Source organism: Pseudoalteromonas sp. BSi20495, assembly GCF_000241185.1.
GTDB lineage: Bacteria > Pseudomonadota > Gammaproteobacteria > Enterobacterales > Alteromonadaceae > Pseudoalteromonas > Pseudoalteromonas fuliginea.
Genome location: NZ_BADY01000132.1, coordinates 1 through 18,195 on the forward strand (window position 1 = coordinate 1; position 18,195 = coordinate 18,195).

Annotated in this window: 16 protein-coding genes; 9 read left to right on the plus strand and 7 right to left on the minus strand. The window is 39.5% G+C overall.

The window, feature by feature from the left end; all coding sequences use genetic code 11:
* Positions 1–25: 25 nt before the first annotated feature.
* From mnmE to rpmH, 5 genes are all read right to left on the minus strand, one after another.
* Positions 26–1,390, minus strand: coding sequence for a tRNA uridine-5-carboxymethylaminomethyl(34) synthesis GTPase MnmE (gene mnmE / locus P20495_RS04895; RefSeq protein WP_008138024.1), 1,365 nt, complete (start codon positions 1,388–1,390; stop codon positions 26–28).
* A gap of 395 nt (positions 1,391–1,785) precedes the next feature.
* Positions 1,786–3,420, minus strand: coding sequence for a membrane protein insertase YidC (gene yidC / locus P20495_RS04890; protein ID WP_008138025.1), 1,635 nt, complete (start codon positions 3,418–3,420; stop codon positions 1,786–1,788).
* An 8-nt stretch (positions 3,421–3,428) separates the two neighbouring features.
* Entirely contained in the window at positions 3,429–3,704 is a 276-nt protein-coding gene (gene yidD / locus P20495_RS04885) for a membrane protein insertion efficiency factor YidD (protein ID WP_008138026.1), read from the minus strand.
* 129 nt (positions 3,705–3,833) lie between these two features.
* Positions 3,834–4,256, minus strand: coding sequence for a ribonuclease P protein component (gene rnpA, locus P20495_RS04880; RefSeq protein ID WP_008138027.1), 423 nt, complete (start codon positions 4,254–4,256; stop codon positions 3,834–3,836).
* 7 nt (positions 4,257–4,263) lie between these two features.
* Positions 4,264–4,398: a 50S ribosomal protein L34 gene (rpmH, locus tag P20495_RS04875; RefSeq protein ID WP_004335215.1), complete on the minus strand. Its 135-nt coding sequence runs from the start codon at positions 4,396–4,398 to the stop codon at positions 4,264–4,266.
* Positions 4,399–4,915: 517 nt separating this feature from the next.
* On the opposite strand from rpmH, the gene dnaA reads away from it, so the two are divergent.
* The 9 genes from dnaA to P20495_RS04830 all read left to right on the plus strand — a co-directional run bounded on the left by dnaA (position 4,916) and on the right by P20495_RS04830 (position 16,477).
* Positions 4,916–6,304, plus strand: coding sequence for a chromosomal replication initiator protein DnaA (dnaA, locus tag P20495_RS04870; protein ID WP_008138028.1), 1,389 nt, complete (start codon positions 4,916–4,918; stop codon positions 6,302–6,304).
* A gap of 13 nt (positions 6,305–6,317) precedes the next feature.
* Complete coding sequence (gene dnaN, locus P20495_RS04865) at positions 6,318–7,421, plus strand: DNA polymerase III subunit beta (protein WP_008138029.1); 1,104 nt, start codon at positions 6,318–6,320, stop codon at positions 7,419–7,421.
* 15 nt (positions 7,422–7,436) lie between these two features.
* Positions 7,437–8,531, plus strand: a complete 1,095-nt coding sequence (gene recF, locus P20495_RS04860) for a DNA replication/repair protein RecF (protein WP_008138030.1) — start codon at positions 7,437–7,439, stop codon at positions 8,529–8,531.
* A gap of 12 nt (positions 8,532–8,543) precedes the next feature.
* On the plus strand, positions 8,544–10,970 hold the full coding sequence (gene gyrB / locus P20495_RS04855; protein ID WP_033016208.1) for a DNA topoisomerase (ATP-hydrolyzing) subunit B: 2,427 nt from the start codon (positions 8,544–8,546) through the stop codon (positions 10,968–10,970).
* Between the two features lie 141 nt (positions 10,971–11,111).
* Positions 11,112–12,014 (plus strand): glycine--tRNA ligase subunit alpha, encoded by a 903-nt coding sequence (glyQ, locus tag P20495_RS04850; RefSeq protein ID WP_007377648.1) that lies wholly within the window; start codon positions 11,112–11,114, stop codon positions 12,012–12,014.
* Between the two features lie 2 nt (positions 12,015–12,016).
* Positions 12,017–14,086, plus strand: coding sequence for a glycine--tRNA ligase subunit beta (gene glyS, locus P20495_RS04845; protein WP_008138032.1), 2,070 nt, complete (start codon positions 12,017–12,019; stop codon positions 14,084–14,086).
* Positions 14,087–14,161: 75 nt separating this feature from the next.
* Positions 14,162–14,611, plus strand: coding sequence for a hypothetical protein (locus P20495_RS04840; protein ID WP_008138034.1), 450 nt, complete (start codon positions 14,162–14,164; stop codon positions 14,609–14,611).
* A 148-nt stretch (positions 14,612–14,759) separates the two neighbouring features.
* Positions 14,760–15,881 carry an AAA family ATPase gene (locus P20495_RS04835; protein ID WP_008138036.1) on the plus strand — a complete coding sequence of 374 codons (1,122 nt, stop codon included), beginning with the start codon at positions 14,760–14,762 and terminating at the stop codon, positions 15,879–15,881.
* Positions 15,875–16,477, plus strand: coding sequence for a DUF4276 family protein (locus P20495_RS04830; protein ID WP_008138037.1), 603 nt, complete (start codon positions 15,875–15,877; stop codon positions 16,475–16,477). Before P20495_RS04835 ends, P20495_RS04830 begins: the two co-directional genes overlap by 7 nt.
* Before the next feature lie 12 nt (positions 16,478–16,489).
* On the opposite strand, the gene tusA is transcribed toward P20495_RS04830, so the two are convergent.
* Both tusA and fadA read right to left on the minus strand, forming a co-directional pair.
* Complete coding sequence (tusA, locus tag P20495_RS04825) at positions 16,490–16,729, minus strand: sulfurtransferase TusA (RefSeq protein WP_008138040.1); 240 nt, start codon at positions 16,727–16,729, stop codon at positions 16,490–16,492.
* A 293-nt stretch (positions 16,730–17,022) separates the two neighbouring features.
* Entirely contained in the window at positions 17,023–18,192 is a 1,170-nt protein-coding gene (gene fadA / locus P20495_RS04820; protein ID WP_008138041.1) for an acetyl-CoA C-acyltransferase FadA, read from the minus strand.
* Between the last annotated feature and the right edge of the window lie 3 nt (positions 18,193–18,195).

The window sequence follows — 18,195 nt, forward strand, 5'->3', positions numbered from 1 at the left end:
ACCCCCTTTAAGTTTTAACTTTTAATTATTTACCGATACAAAATGAGCTAAATATTTTCCCAAGTAGGTCGTCTGAGGTAAATTCACCTGTAATTTCGTTTAAATACTGCTGTGTTAAACGAAGTTCTTCAGCCAGTATTTCACCGGCAATGTGCATTTCTAATTGCGTTTTACCTGTATCTAAATGATACGCAGCACTTTCTAGTGCATCTAGATGACGGCGGCGCGCCATAAAGCCGCCTTCAGTTGCGCCCTGAAAGCCTATACAGGCCTTTAAATGCTCGCGAACGAGTTCAATACCGTCAGCATTTTTGGCGCTTAAGCTGATAACCGGGTATTGTTGCTCTTGCTCCATACCGACTATATCGCCCGACAAATCAGCTTTATTTCTGATGACCGTAACGCCCATACCTTCAGGTAATTTTGCCATAAATTCAGGCCAAATTTTGTGCGGGTCGGTATCTGTAGTATCGGTGCCATCAAGCATAAATAAAACCCGATCGGCTTGGTTTATTTCATCCCAAGCACGTTCAATACCTATTTGCTCTACGCGATCGGGGCTTTCCCGTAGGCCTGCGGTATCTATAATATGCAGTGGCATACCATCTATATGTATATGCTCTCGTAGTACGTCGCGAGTGGTACCGGCTATTTCTGTTACGATTGCGGCTTCACGACCAGCTAGAGCGTTGAGTAGGCTTGATTTACCCGCATTTGGGCGACCAGCAATAACAACACGCATACCTTCGCGCATTATGCTGCCTTGCTTGGCTTGATTAGTTACGGTATTGAGCTGATTTATAATGGCATCTAAATCACCAGATACTTTACCGTCAGATAAAAAATCAATTTCTTCATCAGGAAAATCAATTGCCGCTTCTACGTACATACGTAAGTGAATTACTTTTTCAACGAGTGTTTCTATGTGCTTAGAAAATTCACCTTGCAGCGACTGTAGGGCGCTTTTAGCGGCTTGTTCGCTGGTGGCATTAATTAAGTCGGCGATGGCTTCTGCTTGTGTTAAATCAAGCTTGTCGTTCATAAATGCACGTTCAGAAAACTCACCTGGTTTTGCTAAACGAACGCCCTCGATTTTACTAATTTCTTTAAGTAACATATCCAGTACTACAGGGCCGCCGTGGCCTTGTAGCTCAAGCACATCTTCGCCTGTAAATGAGTTAGGACCTGCAAAGTAAATGGCAATACCTTGATCAAGTTGCTCGCCAGCTAGGCTTTTAAATGGCACGTAATCGGCGTAGCGAACTTTAGGAATTTTACCTACCACTTTTTCGGCAACGCTTTTAGCAAGGCTGCCTGAAACGCGAATTATACCAACGCCACCACGTCCGGGAGCGGTTGCTTGTGCTGCAATTGTATCTTGATTGATCATGCTATTAATTTGCCAACGATGAGTAACTTTATGGCGGTATTGTAACCTATGAAATAAACACTCGCGAATACTCTGGTGAAAAACAGGCAATAAAAAAGGCGACCTAAGTCGCCTTTATATAAGTAATATACCCAAGCCATCTCAAGATGCGAGTTTCAGTTGGAGTTAAAAGCTATTTAGGCAAGGCATTGATTGAGAATAATAGTGGTTCTATTGTTAAAATCAATAACGCAGTATAAATCGCTTTTAAACCAACCCTTTGGGCGTTTCACAGGTACTTAATTTCATCGTTGTTACTTTTTAAAAGGGACTGCCATTCTTGCAAAGTAACGCCTTGATCTTAAGCCCCTGTGAAACGCTGAATTTTGCATCTTGATGTGGCTTGGGTATAGGCGCTAGCCCCTTACTTTAATTCCTTTCTTTTCCATGCCACGGTAGATGATTAACATCTGGACAATAGAAATAAGGTTAGACACTAACCAGTAAAGAACTAAACCCGATGGGAACCATAAGAAAAATACAGAGAAGATAACCGGCATAAAGGTCATCATTTTTTGCTGCATTGGATCAGTAACCGTCATAGGTTGTAGCTTTTGCGTCACAAACATACTCGCACCAAATAATATTGGTAATACGTAGTATGGGTCTTTCGCAGAAAGGTCAGTTAACCAAAAAATGAATTCAGCGTGGCGAAGTTCAGTTGACTCTAAGAATACGTAGAACAAGGCTAAGAAAATTGGCATTTGTAGCAAAATAGGGAAACAGCCACCCATTGGGTTAACTTTTTCTTTTTTGTACATTTCCATAGTTGCTTGGCCGAACTTTTGACGGTCGTCACCAAACTTTTCTTTAAGAGCTGCCATTTTAGGTTGTAGGGCACGCATTTTTGCCATTGAAGTGTATTGCGCTTTAGTAAGTGGGTACATTAACGATTTAACGATAATAGTGATGGCAATAATTGCTACACCCCAGTTACCTAAAATGCTATGTAGCCATTTTAGCAATACAAATAAAGGTTGCGAAATAAACCATAACCAACCGTAATCTACAGTTAAATCTAGGTCTGGGTGAATCGCTTCAAGAATATCCGATTCTTTCGGGCCCATATAATAAATAGCAGTTAGTGTTTGCTCACTACCAGCTTGAATATTAACAGCTTCATCTTTAGCACCAATAATAGCGGCATTACTTTTTGTAATTAAGCTATAAATTGTATTTGATTGATCCTGCATTGGAACCCAAGCACTTACAAAGTAATGTTGAATAAACGCAACATAACCACCTTGGGTGTTTTTGTTTAGGTTTTTATCAGCCATATCTGAAAAACTATACTTTTCGTATGGTTCTTCGTCAGTACCGTATGCAGCACCTAAATAGTTTTGATCAACCATGCTGCCTTTTTCTTGTACGGTACGCTTAATCTGCGTGTATAGCTGTACTTGAAGAGGTGCGCTGGTGGTGTTGTTAATTTTGTATTCTAAGCCTACGTCATACTGACCTTTTTTGAATACATACGTTTTAGTAAAACTAACACCATTACGATCTGTAAACTGAAGTGGAACGCGAAGCTCATCACCCGTTAAGGTATATGACTTTTGTTCGGTACTATAAGTAGGGCGACCGTTAGCTGATGCGTCAGGGCCATTTAAGCCAATTAAGCCACTTTGTGAAAAGTATTGTTTGCCATCAAACTCACCAAGCAACATAAAAGGAGTGTTACTTCCTTTGGTGTCTTCGTATTGAAGAAGGTCTGTTTCAACAATGTCACCGCCTTTGGTGTCAATTTTAACTTTAAAAACGTCAGTTGTGATTTCAATAACTGAACGTTTAGCTAAAGTTGCTGAAGTAGGTAATTCTGAATCTGACGATGAAGGAATATAATCATCCGACTCTGGTGAATTTGCTTTTAGTGTTTGTGTTGTGGCACTTGGATCGACTTTAGGCTTGTTGTAATCATTGTCCCATTCTTGGAACAATAAAAACGACACTAGCATTAGGCCAATTAATAAAAACGTGCGTTGCGATTCCATAACAGCTCTTATTTCTCGTGTTGGTGGTTAATATGGGTTAATTTTTCAGGGACGGGGTCGTCTCCGCCTGAATGTAAAGGATGGCATTTTAATATGCGTTTCAAAGCTAACCAACTACCTTTTACCGATCCATGCAATTTAATTGCTTGAATAGCATAACTAGAACAGGTTGGATTAAAACGACAATGCGGACCTAACAGCGGGCTAATCCACTTTTGATAACCGCGGATAAATAACACTAAACAAAAAGTTGGTAAAGCAACAAGTGGTTTAAGTAACCTCATGATGTTTATGCCCCTACTTAAGTTTAGTGAGATAGATATCATGTATTTAAAGACTCAATTAGAAATTTTAAATGCATGATTAAAAGGTGAGCTAAAGATACATTAATTAACCCTGCAATTCTATTGCAATTAGGTTTGTTTATTAGATTTAGCTGATTTGTTTGGGCGTTTCTTAAAAGGTGGCGGTTTAGGTGCACCTGGTTTACAGCGTTCGTTAATTTTTCGCCATAATTTAGTAAGTTGTTTGGTTATTTCTTCATTAGACTGATCATCAATACCATTTTTAACCATAAGCACAATATCAATATTATCGATGCTGTGTTGATTTAAACGAAAACTTTCGCGAGCGAGACGTTTAATACGGTTTCGTTGGCATGCCTTTTTTACACGTTTTTTAGCAACAGTAAGCCCTAACCTAGGTTTATCTTGGTTATTTGGTTTAGCTAATAGAGTAAAGAAAGGAGTTGCAGCCCGAGCGGGTTCATTAAATATGCGAGAGTAATGCGAGGGAGTTAACAGACGTAACTCCCTGCCAAAGCTAAAGTCTTCCACTTATAAATTAAGCAGAAAGAACTTTGCGGCCTTTAGCGCGGCGACGTGCTAATACTTTACGGCCATTTACAGTTGCCATGCGAGCACGGAAGCCGTGTGCACGTTTGCGTTTTAAAACGCTAGGTTGAAAAGTTCTTTTCATAACAATCTCATCCGATCGGTTAAAGTTAAAACATCCTATACAGGTCGCGATCCTGGCATAGGTGCCATTGCGAGCGCGAGATATTATAGATGAAGTGACTCAAAGTCAATCATAATTACAGCCTATACTAAGTGTTAGTTACTCTATTCATGGTTATCGAGAATTATGATCCACTAGGATCATCATAAATAAGAAGTTTTCCACAGCCCCTGTATAAAAAGTGAATAAAAGCAGGGGAAAAGTAAAATGGATCGTAAAATTGGTTCGCGATCTTAGTGTTATTTTGTTATGATCTGTCATCAGGCTTTGAAATAAAAGCTTATTTAAATCAGTCTGTTAATGTTTTTATACAGCGATATCAACAATTTTATAAAAATCAATCTTTTACTTGTGGATAAAGTGTCTTCATAATACGCGGCCTTGGGCCACTTATTTGGCTATTTTGACGCAATAAATGCATGATTTTTAATCATTAATGATGTGCGGGAATAAAAATTATATCTCTGGGAGTTTAACTGTGTATCTGTCGGTTTGGCAAAGTTGTTTATATGTATTGCAAGATGAATTGCCTTCGCAGCAGTTCAGTATGTGGGTAAGACCACTTCAAGCAGAAAGTACCGAAGATACCTTGACGATTTATGCACCTAATCGCTTTGTGCTTGATTGGGTGAGAGAAAAGTACCTCAATAGAATTAACGAACTATTAGTAGAAATTTGTGGTGTTGAAGCACCAGAGCTGCGTTTTGATGTAGGAAGTAAACCTTTATTAAACGCTCAAGCTGCACTGGTTGCAGAAACACAATCTGCGCCAAGCGCACACGCTTCAACAAAACAGCAACCTCGTGAGCAAAAGCCGGTGGTTGAGCCTGCACCTAAGTCAGGTTACAAATCTAATATTAAAGAGAACTATACCTTTGATAGCTTTGTTGAAGGTAAATCAAACCAATTAGCAAAAGCTGCGGCCACACAGGTTGCCGACAATCCTGGTTCTGCTTTTAACCCTGTATTTATATACGGTGGTACTGGTTTAGGTAAAACTCACTTATTACATGCAGTAGGCAATGGCATTATGGCAAATAAGCCAGACGCTAAAATTGTTTATATGCATTCAGAGCGCTTTGTTCAAGACATGGTAAAAGCACTACAAAATAACGCAATTGAAGAGTTCAAACGTTATTATCGCAGTGTTGATGCATTAATGATTGATGACATTCAATTTTTTGCTAACAAAGAGCGCTCCCAAGAAGAGTTCTTCCATACCTTTAATGCATTGCTTGAAGGTAACCAACAAATTATTTTAACCTCTGACCGTTATCCTAAAGAGATTGAAGGCGTTGAAGACCGCCTTAAATCACGTTTTGGTTGGGGTTTAACAATCGCGATTGAGCCACCAGAGCTTGAAACACGCGTTGCTATTTTGATGAAAAAAGCACAGCAAAGTAAAATTAATTTACCACACGAAGTTGCTTTTTTTATTGCTAAAAAGTTACGCTCAAATGTGCGTGAATTAGAAGGTGCACTTAACCGTGTAATCGCCAATGCTAACTTTACCGGTCGTCCAATTTCGATCGATTTTGTAAAAGAAGCACTGCGCGATTTACTTGCTTTGCAAGACAAACTGGTTACGATTGATAATATTCAGCGCACCGTAGCAGAGTACTACCGAATTCGTGTATCAGATCTGTTGTCTAAGCGCCGCAGTCGCTCTATAGCAAGGCCTCGCCAAGTTGCTATGGCATTATCTAAAGAACTAACTAATCACAGCTTACCTGAGATTGGTGACGCATTTGGTGGACGCGATCATACGACCGTATTGCACGCATGTCGTAAGATAAAATCACTACGTGACGAAAGCCACGAAATTAAAGAAGATTATCAAAACTTAATAAGAACATTGTCATCTTAGGGCTGACTTTATTATGCAAATAACAATATCAAGACAACAATTTTTAAAGCCATTGGTGCAAGTGTCAGGTGCAATAGAGCGCAAACACACACTACCAATTTTATCTAACGTTTTGTTAGTGGTAGAAAACGGACAACTTTCAATGACAGGTACAGACCTTGAAATTGAATTAGTTTCTGGCGTATTTGTAGGTGACGATATTGCCGATACAAAACTAACGTTACCCGCTAAAAAGTTACTCGATATTTGTAAAAGTCTACCAGACGGTTCAGACATTACTTTAAGCTTGCAAGAGCATCAATTACTTTTAACCAGTGGTAAAAGCCGTTTTTCATTAACGACATTATCTGCTGATGATTTTCCTAATCTAGAAGAGTGGGACGGAGAGGTTGAATTTCAACTAACTCGTTTAGAGCTTCGTAAGTTACTCGAAAGCACGCATTTCTCGATGGCAAATCAAGACGTACGTTATTACTTAAATGGTATGTCGTTTGAAGTAGATAATACCGACATAAAAACAGTAGCAACAGATGGTCACCGTTTAGCTATAGCGCAAAAGCAATTAACGCAATCGCTTAATACGCAGCGCCAGCTAATTATACCTCGCAAAGGTGTGCAAGAAATTATGCGCCTTATGGTAGCTGACGATGAATTGGTAACAATTCAGTTTGGTGCTAACCATATCCGTATTATCGATATTGAGTTTACATTCACAAGTAAACTGGTTGATGGGCGTTTTCCAGATTACCGTCGTGTATTACCACGTGGTGGCGACAAAGTAATTACAGCTAACCGAGAATGGTTACGTAATGCGTTCCAACGAGTGTCTATTTTATCTAATGAAAAGTTTCGTGGTGTACGCTTAAACTTATCAAATGGTTTATTAAAAATTACGGCCAACAATCCAGAGGAAGAACAAGCTGAAGAAGTTGTTGAAGTAAGTTACGAAGGTGCCGACCTAGAAATAGGGTTTAACGTGTCTTACGTATTAGACGTACTAAACACATTAAAAACAGAAGACGTACTATTTACATTAGCCGACTCAAACAGCAGTGCATTAATTGAAGGTGCAGGCGATGAAGAAGCAATGTACGTTGTTATGCCTATGCGTTTATAAGACTATAAATACATAATGAGCTTAAGTCATTTGAGCCTCAAATATTTTCGTAATATTGAGGCGCTGACGCTAGAACCAGTTAACGGCGTTAATATAATATATGGTGAAAATGGCAGCGGAAAAACCAGCCTTTTAGAGGCTATCTATTACCTTTCTCACGGCAAATCTTTTCGTACTCCAAAACACAAAAGTATTATCGCGCATCAGCAAGAGCAGTTTGTAATTCACGGGCGCAAAACAATACACGACTTATCTATTCCAATTGGTATTAGTAAAACCCAAACGGGTGAAACTAATTTAAAAATTCAAGGTAAGGCGAGCCGTAAAATATCAGAACTTGCTCAACTTATGCCGGTACAAATTATTACACCAGAGAGTTATTCTTTATTTTTTGGTGGGCCTAAAGAGCGCAGAAAGTTTTTAGATTTAGGTTTGTTCCACGTGGAACATGAGTTCTTTTTTCTATGGCAATCGTTCAATAAAGTACTTAAACAACGTAATGCATTGTTAAAAACTAAGCCCAAGAATTATTTTGACCAAATTAAGTTTTGGGACAAAGAATTTGTTAGACTGGCTGAAGAAATAAATAAATTAAGATTGGCGTATATAAGTAGGTTTAAGCAGCAGTTTTTTGATAAAATGTGTGCAGAATTAACGCTTGTACGTGATTTAGAAATGACCTTTAACGCAGGCTGGAAAGAGACCGAATCTCTTGCAGATGCGTTAGAGCAAAACTTTGAGCGAGATGCTCGCCAAGGATTTACAAGTAAAGGCCCTCATAAGGCCGATTTTAGTTTTAGTGTCGCTGGCAACAGTGTGGAGAATACATTCTCACGCGGTCAATTGAAGTTACTACTATATGCGTTAAAAGTTACGCAAAATAGCTTAATTGAGTCAGAGACAGATAAGCAATCTATATTGCTAATAGATGATCTACCTTCAGAGTTAGGCGAAGATACAAAAGAGAAAGTGGGACAATTACTTGCTCACTGCAGTTCTCAAATTTTTATCTCTTCAATTTTGTCTGAAAGTATTTCTGCTGTGGTGGAACCCATGCAACGAGAACTACAAATGTTCCACGTGAAACATGGCAACCTAATAACAAGATAAGTGGGATTAACCATGTCTGAGAATTATGACTCGTCGAGTATTAAAGTACTTAAAGGATTAGACGCAGTAAGAAAGCGTCCTGGAATGTATATTGGGGACACCGATGATGGCACAGGCTTACACCACATGGTGTTTGAGGTCGTTGATAACTCTATCGATGAAGCCTTAGCAGGTCATTGTGATGATATTTATGTAACGATTCACTTAGACGGTTCTGTCTCAGTACGAGATAACGGCCGTGGTATCCCAACTTCTATCCATGAAGAAGAAGGCGTATCAGCAGCCGAAGTTATTATGACGGTACTTCATGCTGGTGGTAAGTTTGATGATAACTCTTATAAAGTATCGGGTGGCTTACACGGTGTTGGTGTTTCTGTTGTAAATGCACTTTCAGAAAAACTAAAACTTACCGTTCGCCGTGAAGGTAAACTACACGAGCAGTTTTACACTATGGGCGTTCCCGATGCACCTTTAGCTGTTATTGGTGACTCAGAAACGACTGGTACAGAACTGCGTTTTTGGCCAAGTGGTGAAACATTCACAAATTTAGATTTTCATTACGAAATTTTAGCTAAGCGTTTACGCGAGCTTTCATTCCTAAATTCAGGTGTGAGCATCATTTTAAATGATGAACGTGAAGAAAATAAATCTGACCACTTTAAATACGAAGGCGGTATTCAGGCTTTCGTAGAATACTTAAACCGTAATAAAACACCTATACATAAAGGTGTATTCCATTTTACTCATGAACGTGAAGAAGATGGTATTAGCGTTGAAGTATCAATGCAGTGGAATGATGCATACCAAGAAAACATTTACTGTTTTACAAATAATATTCCACAACGTGATGGTGGTACTCATTTAGCCGGTTTTAGATCTGCGCTAACACGTACGCTTAACAACTACATGGAAAAAGAAGGCTTTAACAAAAAAGCTAAAACAACCAGTAATGCGACCGGTGATGATGCCCGCGAAGGTTTAACGGCTGTTGTTAGTGTTAAAGTTCCTGATCCTAAGTTCTCATCGCAAACAAAAGATAAGCTCGTTTCAAGCGAAGTTAAATCTGCGGTTGAGCAAGCAATGGCTGAAAAGTTCACTGAGTTTTTATTAGAAAACCCAGTAGATGCCAAAATTGTTGTTGGTAAAATCATTGATGCATCTCGTGCACGTGAAGCGGCGCGTAAAGCCCGTGAAATGACACGACGTAAAGGTGCAATGGACTTAGCTGGCTTGCCGGGTAAGCTAGCTGATTGCCAAGAAAAAGACCCAGCCCAATCTGAACTATATATAGTGGAAGGGGACTCTGCTGGCGGATCAGCCAAGCAGGGACGTAACCGTAAAAACCAAGCTATTCTTCCGCTTAAGGGTAAAATCTTAAACGTAGAAAAAGCACGTTTTGACAAGATGTTATCTTCGCAAGAAGTGGCAACGCTAATTACTGCATTAGGTTGTGGTATTGGACGTGACGAATATAACCCTGAAAAATTACGTTACCATCGTATCATTATCATGACCGATGCGGACGTGGATGGTTCTCACATTCGTACGTTACTACTAACATTCTTCTATCGTCAAATGCCTGAAATTGTAGAACGCGGCTATATTTATATTGCTCAGCCACCACTTTACAAAGTGAAAAAGGGTAAGCAAGAGCGTTATATTAAAGATGATCCAGCATTAGTTGAATACTTAACATCGCTTGCGCTTAATAATGCGGCTTTATATACAAGTGCAAATGCGTCGGCGCTTGAAGGTGAAGCACTAGAGACAATAGTTCATGATTACCAAAACACAGTTAAAGTAATCGAACGCTTAAAACGTAAATACCCAAGTACGGTAATGGAGCGTTTAATTTATCAAAGCGAACTGAAAAAAGAAGACCTTTCAGATGAAGCTAAAGTAATTGAGTGGACTAAAGAGCTAGTAGACGACCTAATAGCACGAGATGAAGATGCGACTATTTTTAATGCTGCAACAGAGCATGATACAGAGCGTAATTTATATTATCCGGTTGTGAATATTCGTCAGCATGGTGTTGATAAATCGCATGTGTTGAGCTATGACTTTATTACCTCACGCGATTACCAACGTATTGCTGTGACTGGTGTTAACATCGCAAATATCATTACAGAAGGCGCTTATATTCAACGTGGAGAGAAAACACTTCCTGTTGATAACTTTGTGGATGCTTTAGAATGGTTGATCGCAGAATCTAAACGTGGTCTATATATTCAGCGTTATAAAGGATTGGGCGAAATGAACCCAAGCCAGCTTTGGGAAACCACAATGGATCCTAGTGCTCGTCGTATGTTACAAGTGACGATCGAAGATGCCGTAGGCGCGGATCAATTATTTGCTACCTTAATGGGTGACCAAGTAGAGCCTCGTCGTGAGTTTATTGAAACTAACGCACTGCGCGTAGTTAACTTAGACGTATAAAAAGAATATTTACACCAAAAAAGGAGCCTGATGGCTCCTTTTTTATTTTCTTCAATTACACAAACTGCTTAAAACCTGAGTGTACACACGGTATACTAAAGGTAATTTTCACGCTACTTCTTAGATAGTAAAAAGCCAAATATGCAAAAATATGACGTAAAAACCTTTCAAGGTTTGATCCTGGCTTTACAGGATTATTGGGCGCAGCAAGGCTGTGTCATTATTCAACCACTTGATATGGAAGTGGGCGCAGGGACATTTCACCCGCAAACATTTTTAAAGTCTATTGGTCCAGAACCAATGTCGAGCGCGTACGTTCAACCGTGTCGACGTCCTACAGATGGTCGCTACGGTGAAAACCCAAATCGCTTGCAACACTATTACCAATTTCAGGTGGTTTTAAAGCCATCACCAGATAACATCCAAGAGCTTTACTTAGGCTCGTTAGCGGCTATGGGTATCGATACGCTAACTCACGAAGTTCGCTTTGTAGAAGATAACTGGGAATCACCTACGTTAGGTGCGTGGGGCCTAGGTTGGGAAATTTGGTTAAACGGCATGGAAGTAACGCAGTTTACCTACTTTCAACAAGTTGGTGGTATTGAGTGTTCACCTGTAACGGGTGAGATCACTTACGGCCTAGAGCGTTTGGCAATGTACATTCAAGGCGTAGATAGTATTTACGACTTAGTATGGGCAGACGGTCCACTAGGGCGCGTAACCTACGGCGACGTGTTCCATCAAAATGAAGTAGAGCAGTCTACTTACAATTTTGAACACGCAAACGTAGAAGACTTATTTGCACAGTTTGATAAATGTGAAGCAGAGAGCCAAAAGTTAATTGAAGCAAACTTACCACTACCTGCTTACGAGCAAGTAATGAAAGCATCGCATGCATTTAACTTACTAGACGCACGCCACGCAATTTCGGTAACCGAACGCCAACGTTATATTTTACGCGTTCGTGCGTTATCAAAAGCGTGTGCACAAAGTTACTATGACAAACGCGAAGCGCTTGGTTTCCCGCTGTGTAAGGATAAGTAAGTATGTCAGCACAAAATTTATTAGTAGAAATTGGCACAGAAGAGTTGCCACCAAAAGCACTGCGTAAATTAGCAGAAGCCTTTGCTGCAAACTTAACTGCAGAGCTAGAAACACTAGAATTAGCACACCAAGGCGTAAGCTGGTATGCATCGCCTCGTCGTTTAGGTTTACAAGTAAAAGCGCTTGAAGCTAAGCAACAAGACAAAGAAGTTGAAAAGCGCGGTCCAGCTACTAAAGCTGCATTTGACGGTGACGGTAACCCAACAAAAGCAGCAATGGGTTGGGCACGTGGTTGTGGTATTGAAGTAAAAGACGCACAAACACTCGAAACTGACAAAGGCGCTTGGTTATTGCACATTGCTAAAGTAGCAGGGCAAGAAACTAAAACCCTAATGACAGCTGCAATTACTAAAGCATTGGCTAAACTACCGATTCCTAAACCAATGCGTTGGGGCGCGAATAAAACACAATTTATTCGACCAGTGCACACAGTAACTATCTTGTTTGGTGATGAGTTACTTGAAGGCGAAATTCTTGGTAAGCAAATAACTAACCAGCTTCAGGGTCATCGTTTTCATCACCCAGAAAAAATTAGCATAAACCATGCGGACGACGTTTTTGACGTACTTAAATCTGCTTACGTTATTGCTGATTACGAACAACGTAAAGCGCAAATTCGTGCACAAATAGAAGAGGCTGCAAGCGCAGTTAACGCTGTTGTTGCAATGGATGAAGATTTACTAGAAGAAGTAACATCACTTGTAGAGTGGCCAGTGACTTTAACGGCAACATTTGAAGAAGCATTTTTAGATGTGCCAGCCGAAGCGTTAATCTATACCATGAAAGACGATCAAAAATACTTCCCGTTATTAGATCAAAATGGCAAACTTTTAAATAAATTTTTGTTTGTATCTAACATAGAAAGTAAAGATCCAAGTGTGGTTATTTCTGGTAACGAAAAAGTAGTGCGCCCGCGTTTAGCCGATGCACAGTTCTTCTTTGAAACAGATAAAAAGAAAACTCTAGAAAGCCGATTAGAATCGCTTGATAGCGTATTGTTCCAAAAGCAACTTGGTACGCTTAAAGATAAGTCTCAGCGTATTAGTGAACTTGCGGGTTACATTGCTGAGCAATTAGGTGCTGATAAAGACCTAGCACAGCGTGCAGGCTTATTAAGTAAAACTGACCTAATGACTGAAATGGTAATGGAATTTACCGACGTACAAGGTGTAATGGGAATGCATTACGCTCGCCACGATGGTGAAGCCGAAGATGTAGCCGTAGCGCAAAACGAGCAGTACATGCCACGCTTTGCAGGAGACAACTTACCTACAAACTTAATTAGCTGTGCAGTAGCGATTGCTGATAAGTTTGATACGCTGGTGGGTATTTTTGGTATAGGCCAAGCACCTAAAGGTGACAAAGACCCATTTGCTCTTCGTCGTGCTGCTATAGGTGCACTGCGCATAATGGTAGAAAAAGAACTACCACTTGATATTTTAGACCTAGTCGCTAAATCGCAAACATTGTTTGGCGACAAGTTAACTAACTTAAATGTATCAACTGACGTATTTGAATTTATGCTAGGGCGCTTCCGTGCTTGGTATCAAGACGAAGGTATAGAAGTAGACGTAATTCAAGCAGTGCTTGCACGTCGTCCGACTAAACCTGTTGATTTTGATCGCCGGGTTAAAGCCGTAAGCCACTTCCGTACATTAGACGCAGCAGAAGCGCTTGCAGCAGCTAATAAGCGTGTAGGTAATATTTTGGCTAAAAACGACATTACCAGCCAAGGTAGTGTTGATGAGAGCTTATTAAGCGACGACGCTGAAAAAGTATTGGCATCACAAGTAGCAAAATTTGCCACTGACCTTGCACCACTTTACGCAGATGGAAACTACCAAGAAGCATTAAGCCAATTGGCAGGTATTCGTGAAAGTGTTGATAACTTTTTTGACAACGTAATGGTTATGGCCGACGATGAAGCTGTTAAGCAAAATCGTCTTGCGCTTTTAAGCCAGCTAAGCGGATTGTTTTTAGGTATTGCAGATATTTCTGTTTTACAAAAATAACACCGATTAGCAATTTTAAAAGCCAGCGTTTTGCTGGCTTTTTAGTTTTCACTGTATGCAAAGGAAACCCCATTGATGATTTCTATGAAACGAATTTTAACCTTAGCAATTGCTGGTTTACTCACTGCCTGTACAAGCCAAATTTCGATTAACGATGTATTACCACAGCAAGAGCTTGACCGCACAATTTACTTACGTGGCGACTTTACATTGTGGGATGCAGAACCCCAGTATCAGTTTGCGCCAGTTGGTCCTGCGCTTTATCAAGCACAAGTTAAATTTTCGACGCCTGGTAAAGTGTACGAATTTAAAATAGCCGATGTCGATTTTAGTGAAGGCTACAACTGTGGTTACAGCGACGCACGACCAGCAGGACAAAAACTAACACTCGGCCAGCCAGCTATCGCAGACTGTAATACTATTTATAACTACTTTAGTTTCACACCAGCAATAAAAGGCACGTACATAGTAAGTATTGATTACAGTGACTACGATAAGCCACAAGTGACGATAACGAAGAAGTAGAGCAAAGATAAATTATAAGTTTAGCCTTTCATTTATAAGTTTCTAAGTGTAGTTAGTTTATTCATCTGTTAAAGTCTCTATAAAATATTAGTTCTAATTCGGAATTCGCTTTAGGTGTATATTCATACTTTGGTTAAGTTGGTAAGTTATGTCAGATTCAACTAATAATCACTTAGGTAAAGTGGTTGTTAAAGGGTTCAAATCAATAAAAAATTTTGAGCTAGAAATCAAACCGATCAATATATTGATTGGTGCGAATGGTTCAGGTAAATCAAATTTTATTTCCTTGTTTACTTTCTTGAGACACTTATCAGAAGGTAAACTACAAAATTATGTTCAAAAACATGGATCAGCAAGTGCTTTTTTTCATTTTGGGCCAAAGAAAACTAATGAAATAAGCATTGATATTGACGTTGGATATAATGGCTATCATGCAACATTTGGACACGGTATTAATGACGATACATTAATATTTAATACGGAATATTGTTCGATAAGAAGCTCTTCTAAAAGTTTTTCTATTCAAGGTACTAAAGGAGAAAGTGGCTTAGCACATAGCATAAAAGCTGATAGTCACCATGTGAAGAAATATACAAAATTATATCTAAATGATTGTCGTGTTTATCACTTTCACGACACTAGTGATACTGCAGGGTTCAAACAAGCCTGTGACCTTGATGCTGTAGACTATTTATATACAGATGCAAGCAATATTGCTGCATTTTTATATTATCTAAAGCATTCAACTTTAGAAGAATATAGTAATGCATATTTAGACATAGTTGAGGCTATACAAAATATAGCACCATATTTTCATGATTTTTATTTGGAACCACGGGGGAGCGATAATTCAAAGCGCATCTTATTAAAATGGTTACATAAACAAAATGACGAACCATTTTCAGCAAATCAGTTATCAGATGGAACAATACGATTTATTTGTATGGCTACTTTATTCTTACAGCCTGAAACGCTAAGACCAAAAACTATTATCTTAGATGAACCTGAGCTTGGGTTACACCCTGCGGCATTAGATGAGTTAGCAGAAATAGTAAAAGTAACGTCAAAGGATAATCAAGTTATCTGTTCAACGCAGTCGGTAACTTTTGCGAATAAGTTTAACCCTGATGACTTCATTGTAGTCGATCAAAATGAAGGTAAATCTGAATTTAAGAGAGTTTCTACAGATGAGTTATCAGAATGGCTAGATGATTTTTCAATGGGAGATATTTGGTCTAAAAATCTTATCGGGGGCCGTCCAGAATGGTAAGAATAGGAATTTCAGTTGAAGGGCAAACAGAAGAGATATTCGTTAAAAAAGTTTTAGCACCTTATCTAGCTCAAAAAAACTTGTTTATGACCCCAATATGTATGCAAGGTGATGTAAATATAGATAAGGTACGTAGCGAACTGAAAAAAATAGCTAATAATTTTGATTATGTAACTACTTTTTATGATTTCTATGGATTTAAAAATAAAGTAGCAGGTGAAACTAAGCTCTCATTAGAAATGCGTATTTTGAATGCTGTAGGCGAAAATATTAGAGGTCGACTGATACCTTTTGTGCAAATGTATGAGTTTGAAGGTATATTATTTTCATGCCCAAAAAGTTTTGCATTAATAATGAGACAAGCAAACCTTAAAGAGTGGGCAGATGGTTTATTACAGGAGTTTAGGGGTGATCCTGAAAAGATAAATAATTCGCCGCAGACTGCACCATCAAAAAGAATTATGTCTGTTGTTCGGTACAGAAAAACAACACATGGCCCTCGTATTGCTGAGGCTATTGGAGTAGAAACAATACGAAATAAATGTTCGGGTTTTAATGAGTGGCTTCATAAAATAGAGAAAATTAACGATAAGTAGACATAAAATAATTTAAATTCCTTTCTTAACCACATACCTATACGGTGCTTCTTCTGCATCTTTAGCCACCAGCGTGTGATCCATAAACGTACAAAAGCTCGGAATGTCGCGAGTGGTTGATGGGTCATCAGCAGTGATTAATAACGTTTCACCATCGTTCATTTTACGAATAGCAGCACGTACCATCATTACTGGCTCTGGGCAGCGAAGGCCTATGGCATCTAATTGGTGATCGGGATTATCAAAGCTCATAATAAATTGGCCTGTTTAATTAAAGTGGTTGCTGTGTACGCGAGTGCTTAGGTATTGCACTTAATAAGTTTGGCAGTTTAACGCAATTTTAAGCGTAATTTAACTATTTTACTTAATGCTTTTAGCAGTTTCAAAAGACTTTATTTAATAATACGCCCGATCACATAATTACGATGTTACATGCTTGTTTGATAAAGGGTGGTTTTCATAAATTGAAGCTAATAAAAAAGGCGAACTGAATAAAATCAATCCGCCTTTTTAATCACCAAGATGGTTTTACATGTTTAAACTAATTAGTCTTGAACACGTTCAAATACAGTGGCAATGCCTTGGCCTAAACCAATACACATAGTTGCTAAACCGTATCGTACATTTTTGTCTTCCATTAAGTGAATAAGCGATGTGCTAATACGCGAACCCGAACAACCCAGTGGGTGACCAAGTGCGATTGCGCCGCCATTTAAATTCACTTTTTCGTCAACAACATCCATTAACCCTAAATCTTTCATTACAGGTAATGATTGTGCTGCAAAGGCTTCGTTAAGTTCTACTACGCCTAAGTCATCAATTGTAATACCGGCTTGTGCAAGTGCTTTTTTACTTGCTGGTACTGGGCCGTAACCCATAATTGATGGGTCGCAACCAGCGACTGCCATTGCTTTAATGCGCGCACGAATTGGTAAACCAAGTTCTTTTGCTTTTTCTTCGCTCATTACTAACATTGCAGATGCGCCGTCAGAAAGTGCAGAAGACGTACCGGCTGTTACCGTACCCGATGCAGGATTAAATACAGGGCGAAGCTTTGATAGGCCCTCTATAGTTGTTTCTGGGCGAATTACTTCGTCGTCTTCAACTAAGATAAGCGAACCATCTGCTGCGTGACCTTCCATTGCTAAAATTTCGCGACGGAAACGGCCTTCAACAGTTGCAGCTTGTGCACGTTGATGTGAACGGTAAGCAAATTCATCTTGTTGCTCACGGCTAATGCCATGAAGCGTAGCAAGGTATTCTGCTGTTAAGCCCATAGAGCCAGACGCTTGTGCAATTGATGTTGCTAAGCCTGGGTGAAAGTCGTTGCCGTGAGTCATAGGTACGTGACCCATGTGCTCAACACCACCAATTAGGTAAGTGTCGCCAGCGCCTGTCATTATTGCGCGTGCTGCGTCATGCAATGCTTGCATAGAAGAGCCACATAAACGGTTAACCGTAACAGCAGGAACGCTGTGCGGAATACCGGCAAGCAATGATGCGTTACGTGCTACGTTAAAGCCTTGCTCTAATGTTTGCTGTACACAACCCCAATAAATATCGTCAATTGATGCTGGATCAACTGCTGGGTTGCGATCTAGTAAGCCTTTCATTAAATGTGCGCTTAAGTCTTCTGCACGTTTATGTTTGAATACACCACTTTTAGAGCGACCCATTGGTGTGCGGATACAATCTACAATTACTGGATTATTCATGAT

Bases quoted from the DNA above. Each gene is read 5' to 3' on its own strand.
- gyrB (WP_033016208.1), top strand. From the start codon at position 8,544: ATGTCTGAGAATTATGACTCGTCGAGTATTAAAGTACTTAAAGGATTA.
- mnmE (WP_008138024.1), bottom strand. From the start codon at position 1,390: ATGATCAATCAAGATACAATTGCAGCACAAGCAACCGCTCCCGGACGT.
- recF (WP_008138030.1), top strand. From the start codon at position 7,437: ATGAGCTTAAGTCATTTGAGCCTCAAATATTTTCGTAATATTGAGGCG.
- yidD (WP_008138026.1), bottom strand. From the start codon at position 3,704: ATGAGGTTACTTAAACCACTTGTTGCTTTACCAACTTTTTGTTTAGTG.
- tusA (WP_008138040.1), bottom strand. From the start codon at position 16,729: ATGAGCTTTGATAATCCCGATCACCAATTAGATGCCATAGGCCTTCGC.
- glyS (WP_008138032.1), top strand. From the start codon at position 12,017: ATGTCAGCACAAAATTTATTAGTAGAAATTGGCACAGAAGAGTTGCCA.
- glyQ (WP_007377648.1), top strand. From the start codon at position 11,112: ATGCAAAAATATGACGTAAAAACCTTTCAAGGTTTGATCCTGGCTTTA.
- rpmH (WP_004335215.1), bottom strand. From the start codon at position 4,398: ATGAAAAGAACTTTTCAACCTAGCGTTTTAAAACGCAAACGTGCACAC.
- dnaN (WP_008138029.1), top strand. From the start codon at position 6,318: ATGCAAATAACAATATCAAGACAACAATTTTTAAAGCCATTGGTGCAA.
- fadA (WP_008138041.1), bottom strand. From the start codon at position 18,192: ATGAATAATCCAGTAATTGTAGATTGTATCCGCACACCAATGGGTCGC.
- yidC (WP_008138025.1), bottom strand. From the start codon at position 3,420: ATGGAATCGCAACGCACGTTTTTATTAATTGGCCTAATGCTAGTGTCG.
- P20495_RS04840 (WP_008138034.1), top strand. From the start codon at position 14,162: ATGATTTCTATGAAACGAATTTTAACCTTAGCAATTGCTGGTTTACTC.
- P20495_RS04830 (WP_008138037.1), top strand. From the start codon at position 15,875: ATGGTAAGAATAGGAATTTCAGTTGAAGGGCAAACAGAAGAGATATTC.
- P20495_RS04835 (WP_008138036.1), top strand. From the start codon at position 14,760: ATGTCAGATTCAACTAATAATCACTTAGGTAAAGTGGTTGTTAAAGGG.